The 15,610-nt window shown below is 48.2% G+C and carries 10 protein-coding genes; 3 read left to right on the forward strand and 7 right to left on the reverse strand.

Translation table 11 applies throughout. The features are described from left to right. Positions 1-36 precede the first annotated feature (36 nt). From AS151_RS07155 to AS151_RS07175, 5 genes are all read right to left on the reverse strand, one after another. Positions 37-501, reverse strand: a complete 465-nt coding sequence (locus AS151_RS07155; protein ID WP_071516360.1) for an ABA4-like family protein — start codon at positions 499-501, stop codon at positions 37-39. 245 nt (positions 502-746) lie between these two features. After that, positions 747-3,062, reverse strand: coding sequence for a single-stranded-DNA-specific exonuclease RecJ (gene recJ / locus AS151_RS07160; protein ID WP_071516361.1), 2,316 nt, complete (start codon positions 3,060-3,062; stop codon positions 747-749). Between the two features lie 5 nt (positions 3,063-3,067). Next, the gene (locus tag AS151_RS07165; RefSeq protein WP_071516362.1) at positions 3,068-5,101 is read right to left on the reverse strand and encodes a serine/threonine-protein kinase; all 2,034 of its coding nucleotides are present in this window, start codon (positions 5,099-5,101) and stop codon (positions 3,068-3,070) included. A 128-nt stretch (positions 5,102-5,229) separates the two neighbouring features. Beyond that, positions 5,230-5,724 (reverse strand): YraN family protein, encoded by a 495-nt coding sequence (locus tag AS151_RS07170; RefSeq protein WP_071516363.1) that lies wholly within the window; start codon positions 5,722-5,724, stop codon positions 5,230-5,232. A 148-nt stretch (positions 5,725-5,872) separates the two neighbouring features. Further along, positions 5,873-6,496: a hypothetical protein gene (locus AS151_RS07175; RefSeq protein ID WP_139240551.1), complete on the reverse strand. Its 624-nt coding sequence runs from the start codon at positions 6,494-6,496 to the stop codon at positions 5,873-5,875. A gap of 695 nt (positions 6,497-7,191) precedes the next feature. On the opposite strand from AS151_RS07175, the gene AS151_RS07185 reads away from it, so the two are divergent. Together AS151_RS07185 and AS151_RS07190 are read left to right on the forward strand one after the other, a co-directional pair. Next, a complete protein-coding gene (locus AS151_RS07185; RefSeq protein ID WP_211517550.1) occupies positions 7,192-8,145 on the forward strand; it encodes a hypothetical protein in 954 nt (317 codons plus the stop codon). Between the two features lie 346 nt (positions 8,146-8,491). Continuing rightward, complete coding sequence (locus AS151_RS07190) at positions 8,492-9,640, forward strand: WD40 repeat domain-containing protein (protein ID WP_071516366.1); 1,149 nt, start codon at positions 8,492-8,494, stop codon at positions 9,638-9,640. On the opposite strand, the gene proX is transcribed toward AS151_RS07190, so the two are convergent. Both proX and AS151_RS07200 read right to left on the reverse strand, forming a co-directional pair. Continuing rightward, on the reverse strand, positions 9,641-10,672 hold the full coding sequence (gene proX, locus AS151_RS07195; protein ID WP_071516367.1) for a glycine betaine/L-proline ABC transporter substrate-binding protein ProX: 1,032 nt from the start codon (positions 10,670-10,672) through the stop codon (positions 9,641-9,643). Between the two features lie 88 nt (positions 10,673-10,760). Next, on the reverse strand, positions 10,761-12,311 hold the full coding sequence (locus AS151_RS07200) for an AbgT family transporter (protein WP_071516368.1): 1,551 nt from the start codon (positions 12,309-12,311) through the stop codon (positions 10,761-10,763). 606 nt (positions 12,312-12,917) lie between these two features. Here AS151_RS07200 and AS151_RS07205 point away from each other — a divergent pair. After that, positions 12,918-15,610: valine--tRNA ligase (locus AS151_RS07205; protein ID WP_071516369.1), on the forward strand; the 2,693-nt coding region annotated here is incomplete at its 3' end.

Genomic DNA, 15,610 nt, shown 5'->3' on the forward strand with positions numbered 1-15,610 from the left:
TATTTTAGCCAAAATCATCCCCAGGTTCGCAGAAAATTAAGCTGTGGGATTGGTTTCGGCGGTGGTTTCCTTAGCTGCCGAAGCAAAAAACCGATTCCAGATACCGGCGGTGATGATATGGGAAAGCAAGCCAGAAGGTCCGGCAAACAGGCATAAAATCAGCGAATGGGTGGTCACCAAACCCGTTCTTTGTCCTTCCCAATAAATCCAACGACCGACAAACAAATCCATTACGATAAAATGAACCCAGCCAATGGCTGCCGCCGACTCTTGGGCAAAAAAGCCGGCAATTTCGCTGAGGGTGGGATTGGCAAGGGAGGAAGCGGCTTCGCTGTCAAACCCAACGATAAATAGATAAACGTAGGTAGCAGCCAGCAGAACCAAGGGAATGGTGGAAGTCATGACCTTGCGGGTCACCCCCCAGTTGGGGAGAAAAATCATTAACGCCCAAAAGGGCAGCACAAAAAGGTTGGCAGCGTTGAAAATATAGTCTAAAATCATAGCAAAACCTTCGCGATCGCTGTACGGTCGGTGCTTTCATTATAAAAATCTAAAAAAATTTGCCCATCTGGAAAGCCAGGATTTTTTTAAGCTAAACTGGTAAAATCGTCCATTCGCCAATATCGTTCGGATAGATTGTATGGAAGCACAAGAATTGCTAACATTGGTTTTCTTGCTCAGTCCGGGATTGCTGCTTTCGGCATTGATTATGGCAGCCTTTGCCGCCGGAGGATAACCAAGGATCCCTATCGTAGTGTTGCTTGGATGGTAGCAATGGGAACGGTTTGGAAATACTGCCGGCGAAACTGAATTTCCCCGATCGCTTCCCGGAGGGGTTGCATTTTTTCGGGACTTGTGTTATAAAAATCCCCATCACCCAAAATTTGGATACCCGCAGGGGTTTGCACCACCTCCCATCCCAGCTGGGTGAGAGCCTGCAATCCCACCTGTAAAAGCGGATAGTTGGCAATCGGCAATTTAGCCAGCAAATCAGCCTCAGAAACAATTTTTTGGGTACGGCTGAGATATTTTGCCATGCCAACCAGTCGCTGCCAAATTTCCGTTGCGGTTACCTCCTCGTTGCAGCGATAGGCCAATGCCAAGGGTTTTTGCAGGCGAACCGCTTGCTGCCACCATTGAGACAGTTCGTCCCAACTTTGAGGGCATTGCTTCACCAAAACCCATTCTTCTCCCTGGGGAACTTCTGTCGCCTGCCGAAAATCGAGAATGGCCGGTACATCGCCATTGGTCATTTTTACAGAAGCTGGTGTTTCCCGTAGGCGAAAATCCACCAAACGCACTTCGTATTTCTTTTTCGCCAAATTGGCTTCCAACTCCACAATGGCATCCACAGCCTTTCCTAGTGGCAAATCTTCCTTGGGATGTCCCCACCAAACACCAGAAAATCCGATATCGCCGCGGTGGTTGCAAATTTTAAACTCGGTTTTCTTATATTTCATCGGTCGCTGCGTTCTTTTATCCTGAAGAGATTTATCGTAGGGATTGACAAACCGGCAATTTTCCAGCAAAAGCCGGGGAACGGGATTTCCCATGCCGTAGGGTTCCAAGCATTTTAATTCTTTAAACAAATTTTTGCCTAACTCCTCGACCGAGACTTTTAAGTCCGCAGCAACCTGAGGAACCCCCAGATTTTCATTTTTGTCTGCCAAATGCCGTAGCTTGCGGTTGAGGGTTTCCCGTAACAGGGGAATGTTGGCTGCCGGCAAACTCATCCCAGCAGCAAACGGATGTCCGCCCCAGCGGGTTAGCAAATGGGAGCAATCGCAAATCAGCCGGTACAAGTCAATTTCGCAGACCGAACGTGCCGACCCCATGGCTGTTTCCCCATCAATTCCCAACAGCAACGTTGGCATGCCATATGCCTCAGCAATTTGACTGGCGACCAATCCCAAAATCCCCACCGACCAACTTTCATCAGCCAAAACAATGAAGCACGTGGTAGATAGGTCAATTTCGGCTAATTTGTTTCTCACTTGAGCGGCTACTCGTTCTGCCATTTCCTGGCGGCGGTGGTTGGTAAGTTCTACTTTTTCTGCTAGTTCCGAACAGCGTTGCACATCCCGGCTGGTGAGTAGTTCCACACACAAACTGGCATCGCCGTAAATGCGGCTAACGGAATTGATACGCGGACCAATACCAAAAGAAATATCCGTGGGGCGATCGCCACTACGCTTGCAAAGGTCCAAAAGCTTGCCAATTCCCGGTCGGTGGCGTTGGTCGGGGGGTTTGTGGTAATCGGCTTGCAATTGTTCGATGCCTTTTTGTGCCAGATAGCGACAATCTCCCGTTAGTTTCACTAAATCGGCAATCAGTCCTATGGCTACTAAATCCAGCAAATGTTCTAACGGTTGTTGGGGAATATGGGGAAAACTTTCATAAAGAGCTTCTATGAGTTTGTACGCCACCGCCACCCCCGACAGATGGGCCAAAGGATGGTCAGCAGGAAGCGATCGCGGATTGATAACCGCCACCGCCGCCGGCGGGGAATCCGGGAGGGTATGGTGGTCGGTAACAAGAACATCCATACCCAACTGAGCGGCATAGTCAATTTCCCCGAGATTGCTGTTTCCCGTATCGCAAGTCACCAGTAGCTTGTATCCCGATGACGCCAACCGTTTCAAGCCAGCCTTATGCAAGCCGTGGGAATCTTGCAGGCGATTGGGAATAAAATAGGTCAACTTCTCTGGCGGGAAAAACTCACCCAACCCTTCCCACAGAACGCTGGTTGCCGTTACGCCATCAGTATCGAAATCTCCCCAAATGGCAACAGCTTCCCCACCTTCCATAGCCAATTGCAGGCGATGGACTGCCAATTTCATCGGTTCGCCAAAGGCAAACGGACTGGTGGGTTGGTAAGCCTTGCAGTCGAGAAACCCCCGCAGTTGTTCCTCTTGGCGAATGCCTCGCTGCCAAAGCAGTTGCGCCAGATAGCGACCGTCCCACTCTGCCGCAGATGGAAGGTAGCGTTGTACCATTGGTCGAAACCAGGCAGGGGGAGTTTCTGTGGGAGGAAGTTGCCAAATAGGAGAGCGAGTCGACATAATCACTACTGATACAAGTGGGCAAACAAATTCCATTCCATCACGCGGTCTTGCTTGCCACTGAGCAACGTACGACCGCCATCGGCGAAGAGAATGCCTGCCAAATCGGAATTGGATTTCAAAGTACCGGTGATGCCTTGGTTATCTACGGGAGACAGGTGAATGGTACCGCTAAAATCGCTGCTGGCGAGGGTATGACCGTCAGGACTAAAGGCAAGGGATTTGAGTTTGCGGTCGTGTTGGCTAAAGGTTTCTATGGATTCGCCGGTTTGCACGTCCCACAGTTTGATGGTGCGATCCCAACTGCCGCTGGCGAGGGTTTTGCCATCGGGAGACATGGCCACCGACCATACATCGGAAGTGTGACCGATGAGGGTTTGTTGCAAGTTACCGGTGGGAATATTCCAGAGTTTCACCGTACCGTCGCTGCTGCCGGAAGCCAGTAGGTTGCCCCAGGGAGAGAAAGCCAGAGATTGTACGTCGTCGCGATGCCCTTTGAGGGTGTTTAAGTGAATGCCGGTACGCAGGTGCCACAGGTGAATGACATTGTCTTGACCGGCACTAACTAGATACTGACCGCTGGGACTGATGGCGAGGGTATAGACGGAGGCGTGGTGGCCTTTGAGGTTGTGGAGAAGCTGACCGGTGGCTGTATCCCAAATCTTGACGCGGTTGTCTTGAGTGGCACTTACTACTTTACTTCCATCAGGACTTACTGCGATCGCCCAAATGGCCCCTTCGCCAGCTTGCCATTGCGTTACCCGTTGGTTGGTTTTGGAATTCCAAACTTCAACGGTTCCCTCATCGGTTCCCAAAGCCAGCAAATTCCCGTTTTGGCTGCGATCCATCGACCAAATGGTTCCCAGGGTATCTAGCATGCTGCTGACGGGAGAGGTGGGTTGTGCGGCTTGGGTTTGGAATTGCGGTGGTTCGACTTTGGGAGAAGGCAGCGGATGCATGCTGGGCGCTTGCAATCCTACAGGTTCGACGGTGGGTCGGTTGGCGAGGTGGCTGACAAACATGCCCACAGCAACGCCGCTGGCGGCTACTAGAGTACCTAGGGAAGCAAACCGCAATTTAGCGATCGCACCGGCGGTGGTTTTGGGAGTGAGTTGCTGGGGCGTGGGAACGTTGTGAAAGGCGATCGCGGAGGCTACGGGATTGCGGTTCAGGTCTTTGGCAACTTCGCTGGCGTGGCGGTAGCGTTGTTTGGGGGATTTGGCGACCATGCCCTCTAAGATGGCAGCGGTGCGTTTGCTTACCGGTTGTTTCAGATAAGCTTGCCAAACCCAGGTATCGGTTTTGGGGTTGAACAGGTCAAAGGGAGACAGGCCAGTAAGCAAGTGCAGGCAAGTTACTCCCAAACTGTAGATATCGCTGCGAGGGCTGCACGCGCCTTTCACTTGTTCGGGGGCAGCGTATTCGGCGGAACCGATGGGATGGTTGCCAGCGTAGAGGTTGGTGGTACCGGTGGCAAATTGCGCGTTATTGAAGTCCACCAGATAAATGCGATCGCCGGATCGAACGAAATTTTCTGGCTTAATATCCCGGTGAATAATTTGCCGGCTGTGGATATAATCGAGAATAGGCAATACTTGTTGTAGGAATTCCCGCAGTTCGCTTTCGGAAAAAACTCCGTTGGCACCAATTTCGTCGGCTACGTTTTCCCCTTCAATCCATTCTTGTACGGAATATTGATAGTCTCCCTCTCGAAAATACGCCCACATTTGGGGAATTTGGGGATGTTCTGCCAACGATTCCAAACGCAAATAAGTGGAGTGGGAAGGTGGCGTTGCCGTTACGGAGGAATGGCTATCTGGCAAATTGAATTGCTTGATGGCACAGAAGGGAGTCGAAGGTTTATCTTCGTCAACAGCCAAGAACGTTCTTTGAGAAGCTTTCGGCGTTAGTCGTTTGAGGATGCGGTAGCGGTTTTTGAGAACCAAGCTAGACCCACAACTGTGGCAAGTACGGTGTTCGACTTCGCTCATCTCAGGTTGTTCTGGGTGTTGGCAGTGGGGATTGAGGCAATAACTCATAGCGAAAACTCCATAGGTGGTTTCATGAACGGTCTGGCAATCGGTTTTTTGTTAATAAGAAGAAGCCTGGAAACTGGAAATAGGGAAGGGAAGCCATTTCTGAAAGCAAAAAGCGACCGCGACTGGGGTCAAGCCAATGGCAAAAAGGCAGATTCAATATAGGCTTCGAGAACCAGTTGGTGGTTTTCTAGGTATATAGGATTTCCTACGATGATAGCAGTATCCGGAGGTGGATGGGTGGAACCAGGGTGCGATCGCGCTGTCAAACGACAACAACGCACCAACGCCACATCAAACCGACAGGGATTTTCGCTGAGGTGGGGATTTTCCGCCAAAAACAAAGACGCAGCTTTTTGCAATTTGTTTTGCTTGCTAGGAGTCACAGCCAACCTGCCGCCTGCATCCCAATTGTTCCCACGGCGGGTTTTTACCTCCACGAAAGCAATGGGGGCGTTGGTTTGGTTGTTATTATATTGAGCAATAATATCGATTTCTCCCCAGCGACATCGCCAGCGACGATCCAAAATACGCCACTGCTGTTGCTGCAACCAGGTGGCAACCAGCGTTTCCCCTAGTTCGCCGGCTTGGTGGTTGGCAGGTTGTTTGTCGGCTGGCTGTTTCATAAACTTGTTGTAGGTCTATTATTTTATTTGTAGAGCGTTTGTGGTGGCTCGGTCAACGAAAAAATGCGATCGCTGGCTTGCTATTTCCCAGCTTTCCCCAAATTATGGCCCACAGACAGCTTGGGGAAATTTTATTTTCGTTCCTCCCTCAACCCGATTGTTTGCCTACAACCATATCCATATCAATATTAAAGAAATCCATAAATTCTTGTAACGCCTCAGAAGGTTGGTCCAATCCTGCCGGTGGAGATACTGCAAAAGGCTTGTCATTTTCATTGATTTGCGGGTCGTAGATATCTTCGCAAGTTTGCAAACGGCAACAAGCCAGGTAGAGAAGTCGCAAATCGCCATTGCAAAGGTCATCGTAGAGGGGAAGCAACGGCGAAAGGGCATCCTGTTTTTCGTCAATCCACCCCGTAGCCAAATCTTCATTGGCAAGCTGGATGCTGAGGATGAGGGATTTTTCGGTGGGTCGAACTTCGATTGCCTCGCTGCTAATGCAATAAGGAGAGAGGGTTTCCGGGTCCAGGGCATCTTTGGGAAGGCGAAAGGCGAGCTGTCGAACGCCAAAGTTGGCGATGTAATACATCATATCGAAGCAGCGATCGAGGGTTTCCAGGGGGTCGCCGCGAAAGTCGCCGTAGGCATAGATGAAACGCGCTGTATGGGTTTCCAAATCGACACGACTGGATAGGCTTTTCAGATATTCCCGGTCTTCTTTGGTCAGGCGGCGGTTGATGGATTGGAATTCGTAGTATTGAAACTCGCTCATGGAAAAATCTCCGGTAGCCATTTGCCTCCATCTTATCCTTTTGTTTGCCAGTGAGGGAAATGGTTGCCGTGCCCGCCCCAGCTTGAAAATATCTGCGATCGCAACGATTCAAATATTGTATTTTTATAGAAGAATAGGCAAATAAATTGGATGTGTGGTCCAAAAATCGACCATGAAATTCCCTGAAACCATTTGCTTTTCTCTAGGCTGTGGCTAATATTCTTGCCGCCTATCGTTTTAATATTCCAATCGTTTCCCCCAAACAGGCAATTTTTTTGTTGAGAATCTATATCAATTAAAACACGGATTTGCGCCTTTGTAGCCAAAATGCTAAAATCAAAAGTGACTTTTAAAGTCCTAATGTGGCGTCTTATATTCAATTTTACCCAAAATTCCCTTTAGCAAGGCTAAAACTCCCATAACTTCGTGCGGAAAAATCGCGATCGCGCTTCAAAACAACCCCCTCGCTCGCAGAAATTTTTCAGACCCCCCAGCCAGGTATCTTGACATTTTCCGGATTTTGTGGTATGCAGCCGGAAATCGGTTGGTATTGGTTTTCCGAAGCTAGCGAATCTCATCCCCAATCCGATAATATAAACCACAAATATCTTCCAAGCCGTCTCCCTTTGCAAGGGGACTACAGGGGGTTTTCCGAAGTTCTTCCTCGGTTTCATTATCCGGTCTTGCTAATGCGGATGTCGTATTGCAGCCATCTGGTTAACCAAAAAGCGATCGCGATCGAGCAAAATCATCCCAAACCTTCCCAACTTGAGGAACCACAAAACATGAAAAAAAATTCTCCTAAAATTCTTTCAAGTCTGCTGGCTCTATCCTCCGCCTTCCTAGCAGCATCTCCCGTCATTGCTCAAACCGAAATCGAATTTGGTGAAGATGCCATCAATCGAACCATTCAACAAGATGGAATTCAGATAACAGTCAACTACGAACCCATAGAAATCGGCACCGGTAGCGATCGTAAAAACCTACAATATACCATTTCCTATCAAGGGAAAGAAAGGGTTGCCGAGAAAAAATTTACCTTTTATACAGGAAGTGCTTTTCTACAAGATTTAGATAATAACGGCATTTCAGAAGCAATTGTAAAAACTTTCAGCGGCGGTGCCCATTGCTGTACCATTTTTAGCATTTACAGCTGGGATGGCAACCAGTTCGTAGAAACAGCAGTAGGCGGAGATGGTGCCGGCGGTTCGTTTATGGATATAGACAACGATGGAACCACTGAATTTGTTACCATGGATAATGCTTTTCTCTATCAGTTTAGTTCCTACGCCGGTTCGTTTCCGCCAACGAAGATTTTAAAATTTGCAAGTGGTGATTGGGTTGACGTAACGCGGCAGTATCCCCAATATTTAGAATCCGTTGCCGCCAGCATGTATCAAACCTTTGTTAGTAACAAAAATAGTGGCGAAGTGAACGGCATTTTAGCGGGATACGTTGCCCAGAAAATTTTGTTAGGGGAATATCGAGAGGGATGGGATTTCATGCTAGCCAATTACGATCGCACTTCGGATTGGGGATTAGAAATTTATGAAGGAAATACGCAAGTAGGAACGTATTCTGATTTTCCCACAGCGTTGCGGATGTTTTTAATCGAACAAGGATATCTGCAACCGAACGACTCGTTATAGAATATTTGTACCTGGGGCACGAATTTTGTCGGGTGGGCATTGCCCACCCTACTAGCTTTGGGATGTTTTTCATCGAACAAGGGTACCTGCAACCGAACAACTCATTATAGAATATTTGTGCCTGGGGAACGAATTTTGTCGGGTGGGCAATGCCCACCCGACTAGCTTTGTTGGTAAGAAAAAGCGTTGCGGATGTTTTTCATCGAACAAGGGTACCTGCAACCGAACGACTCGTTATAGAATATTTGTACCTGGGGCACGAATTTTGTCGGGTGGGCATTGCCCGGGTAGGGCACACCCCCACCAACCCATTTAATTTAAAATAACTTAAAACCCAATTTCAGCTATGTCTAACAAAAACGATACCGCCGTCACAATCATTGCCTTAATCATTTCCCTCGCCATTGTAGGTGGTGTGGGATGGTGGTTGGTTGGTAATAGCAATTTTTTAAAACTCAACCAAAGGGCAACGCAAACTACCAAAACCAAAACGCCAGCTACCAGTTCCCAAACCAATTGCCAAACAGATGCAGCAGCCGTTCTCAGTTTAGCAGTTAGTTCCGACTATCAAACATTAGCCATTGCTCGTTCTGAAGGTCAAATTGAAATTTGGGATTGGCAGAACCAACAAGAAAAAAATGCCCCCCTGCAAGGTCATAAAGGTCGAATTAACGATATTGCCATGTCTCGAAACGGAAAAATTCTCGTTAGCGGGGGAGGCGATGGAACGGTTAAAGTTTGGGATTTACAGACGGGAAATTTACGGCAAAAGCTTCTCAGCCGACAATTTGGTCGTATTCTAAGTGTAGATATTCGTAGCGATGGCACGAAAGTTGCGGCTGGTAGCAGTACCGGGAAAATTGCTGTATGGAATCTATCAGATAGCAACAGCAATTCACAACCCATACAACTCCAAATAGATAGCCAAAAAACCAAAATCCAAACAGTTGCCTTTCATCCCACCAATCCCAATATCCTAGCTACTGGCGGCAACGATGGCAAAATTTGGATTTGGAACCTAGACACGCAGCAGCAAACCAATCTTTCTCCCCTGGAAAAATCCAATGTCACCCATGTTTTTGACCTGGCATTTAGCAGCGATGGAACTCAGCTAGCCAGCGGTACCAATTTAGGAGAAATCGATATTTGGAATTTGAATACAGGGGAACGGAATACATTAAAATTTAACGCCCATGATTTTTTGGTGAGTGCCGTTCGTTTTGGCAATAACCAACAGTATTTGGCAACAGCCAGCTATGATGAAACGGTGAAACTATGGAATTTCAATCCCAGCCAATCCGAACAGCGAGTTAATTCCCTGCGCGGTCATTATGGATTTGTTTACGATGTGGCTTTTTTAACGCCAACCGGAGAAACTTTAGCGAGTGCTGGATACGATGGTACGCTTCGGATTTGGCAAAAGAACGACCAACAGCAATGGCAAAATGAAATTTTATGTTCGGCAAAAAATACAGGGGGAAATGAAACGCCCTAGCTATTGATTTTGCAGTTCTTTTCTGGCTGCTTCCAGCCAACGATTAAACGTTGGTTGGTTGTTTTGAATCCATTCCCGCGCGTGAGAACGAATGGCGTCGGGGGTATTTTGTCCTTTTTTCATAAGTTGATTTTGAGCGTTAATATCTTCCATGGGAATAGTGGCAACTTCTAAGAACCGTTTTGCAACTGGATTGTCATTGAGGAATTGTTCGTTGGCAACAATGCCTATTTTATCGATGGGAAATCCTAGATTTTTTCCCTGAAATTTGGTATCCATGTTTTCCAGAACTTGTTGTTCTTCGGGAAGAGCGGTATAGGGAACTTCTAGCCAAATGACTTCTTGCCCTGGTTGCAATCTTTCGTTTAACCAGTAGGGTGTCCAAGTATAATAAAGAATGGGTTGGTTGTTCTGAAAACGATTTAGCATTTCGTCAACCAGAGCGGAATAATTTCCTTTATCGTGTTCTACAGTTTCTCGAAGATTGTAGGCATCGAGATGGTGTTCGATAATGCGTTCGCACCCCCACCCTGGATTGCACCCCACTAAGTTGGCTTTGCCGTCACCGTCGCTGTCAAAAAGTTGGGCAATTTCTGGATTTTGCAAGTCTTGAATATTGGAAATTCCATGTTTTTGAGCGGTGGGTTTGTCGATTAAGTATCCTTGTAAGGCATTTTCGATTAAGGTTCCCACTTTTTGCATGCCTTCTTGTCGGTATTTGGTATGGAGAATATGCCAGTGACTGGCTGTATAATCGAGATAGCCTGCCGCGATCGCTTCGTGGAGAAATTGATATTCCACTTCGGTTCCGGAAATGACTTGATATCCCAGTTTCTCCAGTCCCATATTGACAACTTCGGTTTGAAATAGTTCTTCTAACGTTCCATAACTAGAACGAACTTTGACTGGTTCTGGAATTTTCTTCAAAGCTTCTGGAGCAACAGAACCACGATCGCTGCAACCAGTTAAACTCATGATTGCTAGTATGAGGGAAAGTGCGATCGCGGAAAAAGAGATGCGACTAAATTTCATAATGGTTTTTGATTTCGCTCGAACAACAGTTGATTGTAGCTATGGGAATCAATTTAGCGCAAGTAAAGAGCGATCGCGATTGTTCCGCTCACGTTTGATAAATGGGGGCATTGGGACCTAACGGCAATTCCAAAACCACCCAGACAAAGAACAACACCAGCCAACTGATTAAGAAGGCAATGCTATAGGGAATCATGAGGGCAATCAAACGCCCAACTCCCAATTGTTTGTCGTATTGCTGTCCAAAGGCAAGCACCACGGGAAAATAGGGCATCAACGGCGTGATAATATTGGTACTAGAATCACCAATGCGGTAAAGGGCTTGAATCGCTTCTGGCGAATAGCCAATAAGCATGAGCATGGGCACAAAAATCGGTGCCAAAACTGCCCATTTTGCGGAAGCCGAACCAATAAACAAGTTTAAAACCACGCTAAAGGCAAGAAATAAGAATAAGGCAGGTACGCCCTCGATGCCCGTTGCTTTGAGAAAATTCGCGCCACTAATGGCAAAAATAATTCCCAAATTGCTCCAATCAAAATAAGCAATAAACTGTGCTGCTATAAATGCCAGAACCAAATAATATCCTAGGGAACTCATGGCTTTCGACATGGTATTGGCGACATCTCTATCGGTGCGGATGGTGCCCGCGACTTTGCCATACGCCAGACCAGGAAAGAAAAATCCCAATGCCACTAGAAAGACAATTCCTTCCATAAACGGCGAGGAAATCGATTTGATAAGTTCGGAGGTTTCTGGATCCCGCAAGACAGCTTGTGGAGGTAATGTTAAAAGGGCGATACAGACAAGATAGGCAAGTAAGGCATATCCCGCCCAACGCAATCCTTTCCGTTGCGAAGGGGTTAGTTCTTCAACTTCGTTTGTTTCGGGTTCCTCATTGTTGTAGGTGCCTAATCTGGGTTCTACGATATAGTCGGTAACGTACCAGCCTACAAAAGCGATCGCAACGGTAGAAACTGCCATAAAATAGTAATTTGCCATGGCATTTACAGTATACGCTTTCTCGATTAACTGGGCAGCACTTTGGGATAATCCTGCTAGCAAGGGATCCAGTGGATTGATAATCAAATTGGCACTAAAGCCACCGGAAACCCCAGCAAATCCGGCAACCAAACCAGCGATGGGATGGCGGTGGAAAGCTCGAAATACCACTGCCGATAGAGGAACCAAAATGACATACCCCGCATCTGCTGCTAAATTCGACATCACCCCGGCAAACACCACCATGGGAGAGGCAAATTTGGCGGGGGTAACGAGAATTAGCCGTCGTAAGGCGGTGGACAATAAGCCACTATGTTCGGCAACGCCAACGCCTAACAAGGCGACGAGAACGGTACCTAAAGGGGGAAATTGGACAAAGTTGGGTACGGCTTCGCTGACAATACGACGAATGCCTTCTGCTGTAAGTAAGGAAACGGCTTCTACGGTTTCTTCTTTGGCTGGGTTGACGACGGCAAGGTTCGCCCAAGATGCGATCGCGCTAGCAAAAATGGTAAACAGGGCAAGGAGGGCAAATAGCGTTACTGGGTCTGGTAAGCGATTCCCAAGGCGTTCGATAAAGTTGAGAATTGTCGCCAATCCTCTAGTTTGCTGAGGCTTTGGGGAGGGTGATTGACTCATAGGCGATTTTGGTAGCGGTTTCTAGAGAGATAACAAAAAATTCCCTAAAATGGAAGCTACAGGGCAAATCGAAATAAACGCCGAAGTCTGGAAAGCATCTTTTCTGGCAGTTCTAAAACCGGAATTAGCGATCGCGCTTTGAAAGATATCCTCTATGCCAGCAATTTTGTAGAGTCTCCATGGAAGTAGCTTGACTTGTTCGTATTTGTTTGGATATCAGAATAGAAGAAAAAACACTTTTGGTTTTATTACTGAAAAATTTTAAGGTTGCAAAACGATTCAAATATAAAGCGTAAAATCGGGAAAACTGCTATAATACATCTCTTAAACGAGAACGAGTTTTTTGGGGGAATTTGATAAGGAAAGGCAGAACTGAAGCCAACGCAGAAGCTATGTCGCAACCTAAATCAGAACATTACCAACTATCTAGCTTCTTACTCTGAGGGAAATCTATTTTCCAATCCATCAGCAAAAAAATATTAACCCAACGCTCCCCATCTCCAACCACCCTTACCAAAGAACTCCCCATTCTCCATCTCCAACCCCACCACAATATGGCAAAATTCATAAAGGTACACATTCACCAGTTCGCCATCCCGTTTCTCCATGAGTGAAACCAGCAACAACCTAGCCAAACAATACGACCCCAAAACCACCGAAGCCAAATGGCAGCAGTTTTGGGCAGACAAGCAAATCTTTCAAGCCGACCCCAACCATCCCGGCGAACCCTACTGCATCGTCATCCCGCCACCCAACGTCACCGGCAACCTGCACATGGGACACGCCTTTGAAGCCTCCCTCATCGACGTGTTGGTTCGCTACCATCGCATGCAGGGATACAACACCCTGTGGCTGCCGGGAACCGACCACGCCAGCATCGCCGTGCAAACCATTCTCGACAAACAACTGAAAGCCGAAGGCACCAACCGCTACGAACTCGGTCGGGAAAACTTCATGCAAAGGGCGTGGAAGTGGAAAGAAGAATCCGGCGGTCAAATTGTTAACCAACTGCAACGTTTGGGCGTATCCGTGGATTGGAGTCGGGAACGCTTTACCATGGATGCCCAGCTTTCCGATGCGGTTCTGGAAGCTTTTGTTCGCCTCTACCAAGACGGGTTAATCTATCGCGGGAACTATATGGTGAACTGGTGTCCCGCCAGTCGTTCGGCTGTTTCCGACTTGGAAGTGGAACCAGAAGAAGTCAACGGGCATCTGTGGCAATTCCGCTATCCCATTAGCGATGGTTCCGGCTATGTGGAAGTCGCCACCACCCGTCCGGAAACCATGTTGGGGGATACGGCAGTGGCGGTGAACCCCAACGACGATCGCTACCAGCATTTAATCGGACAAACCCTCACTTTACCCATTCTACAACGAAAAATTCCAGTTATCGCTGACGAACAGGTAGACCCAGAATTTGGTACCGGTTGCGTCAAGGTAACGCCCGCCCACGACCCCAATGACTTTCAGATGGGGCAACGCCACAAGCTAGAATTTATTAGCATTATGAACTTGGATGGCACCCTCAATGCCAATGCGGGAGAATTTGAGGGGCAAGAACGGTTTGTGGCGCGCAAAAATGTGGTCAAACGCCTGGAAGACGATGGCTATCTGGTTTCGGTGCAAGATTATCTCCATACCGTTCCCTACAGCGATCGCGGTAAAGTTCCTGTAGAACCCCTCCTATCTACCCAGTGGTTTGTCAGCATTCAACCCCTCGCCGATAAAACCCTAGATTTCCTGGACAACCAAAACCTGCCCCGCTTCATTCCGGAACGTTGGAAAAAGGTCTATCGGGATTGGCTAGCCAATATCAAAGACTGGTGCATTTCCCGGCAACTGTGGTGGGGACATCGCATTCCCGCTTGGTATGCCGTTAGCGAAACCAACGGCGAAATTACCGACGATACCCCCTTTGTCGTGGCGAAAAACGAGGAAGAAGCCAGGGGGCAGCTCAAAGCACAATTTGGCGAAAATGTCAAGATCGAACAAGACCCGGATGTGTTGGATACCTGGTTCTCCTCCGGATTGTGGCCCTTTTCTACCTTGGGATGGCCCCACAACACCCAAGATTTAGAAACCTACTATCCCACCACTACCCTGGTCACCGGCTTCGATATTATCTTCTTCTGGGTCGCCCGCATGACCATGATGGCTGGGTATTTCACCGGCACCATGCCTTTTAAAGATGTGTACATCCACGGGTTGGTGCGGGATGAGAACAACAAGAAAATGTCCAAATCCGCCGGCAATGGTATCGATCCGCTGTTGCTGATGGAGAAATACGGTACCGATGCCCTGCGCTATACTTTGGTCAAGGAAGTGGCTGGTGCCGGTCAGGATATCCGTCTGGAATACAACCGCAAAACCGACGAATCTGCCTCGGTGGAAGCTTCCCGCAACTTCGCCAACAAGCTGTGGAACGCGGCACGGTTCGTGTTGATGAATTTGGACGAACAAACCCCGGTCCAGTTGGGGATGCCAGCGGTGGAAAATTGCCAATGGAGCGATCGCTGGATTCTCTCTCGCTACCAGCAAACCGTCAAAAAGACCAGCGATTACCTGAGTAGCTACGGGTTGGGCGAAGCCGCCAAGGAACTGTACGATTTTATTTGGGGCGATTTCTGCGATTGGTACATCGAACTGGTGAAAGCCCGCCTGCAAGGGGATGATGCCGATTCCCGCCGGGTGGCACAGCAAGTTCTTGCCCACGTCAACGAAGGGATTCTCAAACTCATGCATCCCTTCATGCCCCATTTGACCGAGGAAATTTGGCAAACTCTGACAAAAGCTAATGCCGAACAAACCCTCGCCTTGCAAAACTATCCCAGCTACGACGAATCCTGGGTCAACACGCAGCTAGAAACCGACTTTGACTTGCTCATTGGCACCATTCGCTCCATTCGCAATTTACGCGCCGAAGCCGAAATCAAGCCCAACACCGCCGTGGGGATTATCTTACAAAGCGAAAGCGATCGCGAACGGCAAGTTTTGGAACAGGGGCAAGCCTACATCGAAAACCTGGCCAAAGCCAACCCCCTGACCATTACCGCCACCCTCGACGAATCCATGCAGCAAACGTTAGCTGGCGTGGTGGGAACGGTACAGGTCTTGTTGCCTTTGGCTGGGGTGGTTGATGTGAGCGAATTGCGTGCCAAATTAGAAAAACGCCTGCAAAAAGTGGAAGCGGAAGTGAAATCCTACCAAGGGCGCTTGCAAAATCCCAATTTTGTCAACAAAGCGCCAGAACCGGTGGTGGAAGGGGCGCGCAACGCCCTCGCCGAAGCCGAAAAACAGGC

Origin of the sequence: Geitlerinema sp. PCC 9228, from assembly GCF_001870905.1 — a bacterium.
Classification (GTDB): domain Bacteria; phylum Cyanobacteriota; class Cyanobacteriia; order Cyanobacteriales; family PCC-9228; genus PCC-9228.